Here is a 3434-nt window from a genome sequence, read left to right on the forward strand (position 1 = left end):
ACTACTACTTCCTCATCAACAACAACAGTTACGTCCGCAGCAACTAGAAGCATTACAAGCGGTCAAAGTGGTCAATATCCAGCAAGAGGTTATTATGTGCTTCCAAAAAACACTGTAGGCGCAGTAGGCATTGACGCTTCCAATTTTGCCACAGATGTTGAGATCACAGCGACTGGAGAAGCCACTCCACTGCCAGTAATCAAGTATGAAGAGAAAAAGATTAAAAAGACCAAAGAATTCAAGGCCTTTGAACGCATGTTGCGCCGAGAAGAACTGACCAACTACAGCTGGTCTGTAGGTGCCGTAATCGCTCCTACTACTTATGGCTCACTGACGCGCGCCTCTATGTTGGATGCTCGTTTGGAAGGTAACACCCGTGAAGGTGAAACCAATTTGAGCTACGGTTTGCAGATCAAGAATCAGGTCAATGAAAAATCGGCCTTGCGTTTTGGACTCAACCGTGTAAATCTGGGATACAACACTCAAAACTTCCAAGTCAATATCATTGATAATGTGGTAAACATCTATCAATTGACCGGTATTGACCCAGGGGCTGAGATCTCTGATGGCGGAATTCCTTTGGACCCGAGCGCAACTGCATTCTTTGAATCTAATGATGTGGTGACTATAGACCAGGATATTTCCTATTTAGAAATACCCGTGGAATATCAATATTCGTTCATCAACAATCGTTTCGGTGCTAATTTGATCGGAGGAGCTAGTCTTATGGTTTTAGATGACAATCGCATATTTGCCGTTAATGATAACGGACAGAGCGTTCGCGTGGGAAAATCGAACAATTTGACCAACCTGGGATACACCTTAAATCTTGGACTTGGTTTTAAATATGAGATTACCAAGCACTTCCAGCTGAACTTGGATCCTATGTTCAAGATTCAAATGAATAAACCAGAGAACACAACGGTGAATAATTTCAGACCCTTTTTCTTCGGAGTATTTAGTGGTCTTCACTTCAAATTTTAACCGTCGACCCTCGACTACGACATTAAAAAGGCCGCTTGATGCCGCCTTTTTTTATTCACGTCTTTTGTTCCATTGCAGTACTATACCCCAATGGGCAAAGTTGACTAACTTATTGAAGTGATAACCCCCTTGCAGCCCCAAGGAAAATCGAGGCCCTGTTGGGATTCTAATTTTTACCAATATAGGGACACCTAGCAAGTACTTGCCTACCAAACCTGCATCAGAAACCTGAGCGCTTTTTGGTGCTTGAACAAAGAAGGTATCCAATCCAGAAAACAAATCAGTACCGTTACTTTCAAATCGTATGGCAGACAAACCAATTTGCAAATCAAGTTCTACTCGGGGAATCGGTTTAAAACTGTATCCGTAGAGTCCTTCAAAACTCACAAATTCCCCACTTGCGCTTAGAAAATTTGCTTCAGAACCGGCATGTGCCGCCAAAGAGATTCGCTTTTTTCCAGTTCTAAAGTTCAAATCAACACGACCCGAAATCCCCTCCTGATTCAATTGTCCTTTGTACAAACCCAGCGGTTGCATAGAGAAAGAATCGTATTGAAAACGTTGGTCTTCTTGAGCTACTAAGAAAGTGGTAGCCATTAGTGGAACCATGAATAAATATTTATAGATCGATTTCATAAGTTCTGTTTTTAGTATTCAATGACAACCCGATTTAGGCCCGTTGTGTTCACCGGAGTTAAGTCCGTACTGTATTCCGTCCACACCCCATTCTTTCTAACATTCCAGATCACCCTATATTCTGTGGCTTCTTGGAGTCTACCGAAAAGGGTAGCATCAATGGAGTCTCCCAACCATTCAGGTCGTAAGCCGTCATCATATGCAGGAGGATCCCAAGGTAAATTGACACCCGATCTGTTCTCAAAGGCATAGAACACATTGTGGAAATAGCGGGCATTGACCTCGTTATTATTCTGTTGTACCGTAAAAAAGACAGACACCCCTATAAAGTCGTTTTCATCAAAAGGAGTGGTGTTTTTAATTTCAATTTCTAACGGATGAAATTCACGAACGTAAAGCAAAACTGGGCCTTCTTCTAAATCATCCATATCAAAACGAGGGATCAAATTGAGGATGGCCGTAGTTTGATCTTCATCGGGTTTTACAAACCACACCCAATCCTTTCTGGATTCGTAACCGACATTGAATTCAAATTCCCCGTTGGCATCTGTGACAATTTCTGCTCGGCCTAAATCCACAGTACTGCTAAAAAAACCACTGCCGCTTGATTTTTGAACTTTCCCATCCACGCGCGCATTGGGTATCCCCTCACCGCTCACCTCACTCACGAGTTTTCCACGAACACGCTGACTGTTTTCTTCTTCTAAAGCGCAATTGGAGAAAGCGCCAAAGGTGAAGGCTGCCACTAAGACTAATTTTAAATATCTCATAATTCGACTGTTTTTAAGAGCTCAATAGACGCTGGGGAAAAGCCTTTCGACCTCAAAATTCTAATCGAAAATACAAGCGAAATACACAAACCAAATGTGATATTCAGGCTTTGAAGCCTCAAATTTTTGCATATATTGAAAACAAATAAAATATTTAGCTATGAGTTTGCATATTTCACAAGAAGCGCTTTGGGCCAATCTCAAAGCCCAGATTCCGGCAGAACGATCCTTTGTGGACGAGGTGGCCAACGTTTTAGACATTAGCTATGACGCGGCCTACAGACGCATCAACCTGAAATCACAACTGAGCTTAGATGAAGCTGTAACCTTAGCGCGACACTACAAGATCTCCTTGAATAGGCTCTTTGAGGTGGGACAACAAAACACTTTGCTGGTAGAAAAGTCACCGCCTATAACCAGTCTTGAAGGTTTGGAACAATACTTCCTGGTCTCCATGAAAAGTATTGAACCCCTTATCAGTGCCAAAGGAGTTGAGATTATCTATTCTGCCAAAGACATTCCCATATTTTTTACCCTGACCAACACTTACATCACTAAATACAAATTTTACGTTTGGCTTAAGTTTTTGGATGAAGACGGCAGCATGGCCAAGATGAGCTTTGAAGAGTTTCTCCCTACAATCCCGGCCAGCTTGATTGAAACTACCATGCAATTGGCAGAAACCTATAATTATTTGGACATCACCGAGTTTTGGAATGACAACACCATCAATGGAACCTTGCAACAGGTTTACTATTATTTTGAATCTGGTCATTTGAGTAAAACCCTGGCAGAACACCTCTGTAAAGACCTCCATGAGATCATTGATCGGGTGGAACAACAAACCATTCAGCAGGCCATTATCAATTCCAAAAACAATGCGCGTTACCTACTCTACAAAAGTGATTTGCTCACTATGAGTAATACCGTGATGTTTAGAACACCTAAACAGAGTTTGTTCTTCACCCCTTTCACAGTATTAACCTACCTAAAAGTAGTGAACCCAGCCACCTGCGGAGAAATGCTCAAATTTTTCAACAAGCA

General features: G+C 42.0%; 3 protein-coding genes and 1 pseudogene. 2 read left to right on the plus strand and 2 right to left on the minus strand.

What is annotated here, in order from left to right:
- Window positions 1–984: pseudogene (locus tag HRT75_RS09480) on the plus strand (hypothetical protein); the annotation flags it as partial.
- A 51-nt stretch (window positions 985–1035) separates the two neighbouring features.
- Here HRT75_RS09480 and HRT75_RS09485 read toward each other — a convergent pair.
- Together HRT75_RS09485 and HRT75_RS09490 are read right to left on the minus strand one after the other, a co-directional pair.
- Complete coding sequence (locus HRT75_RS09485) at window positions 1036–1620, minus strand: hypothetical protein (RefSeq protein ID WP_291185698.1); 585 nt, start codon at window positions 1618–1620, stop codon at window positions 1036–1038.
- A gap of 11 nt (window positions 1621–1631) precedes the next feature.
- Window positions 1632–2390, minus strand: coding sequence for a hypothetical protein (locus HRT75_RS09490; RefSeq protein ID WP_291185700.1), 759 nt, complete (start codon window positions 2388–2390; stop codon window positions 1632–1634).
- Between the two features lie 160 nt (window positions 2391–2550).
- Between HRT75_RS09490 and HRT75_RS09495 the strand changes: the two genes are divergently transcribed.
- On the plus strand, window positions 2551–3434 hold an 884-nt coding region (locus HRT75_RS09495), incomplete at its 3' end, for a hypothetical protein (RefSeq protein WP_291185701.1).

Source organism: Gilvibacter sp. (assembly GCF_013214815.1).
GTDB lineage: Bacteria > Bacteroidota > Bacteroidia > Flavobacteriales > Flavobacteriaceae > Gilvibacter.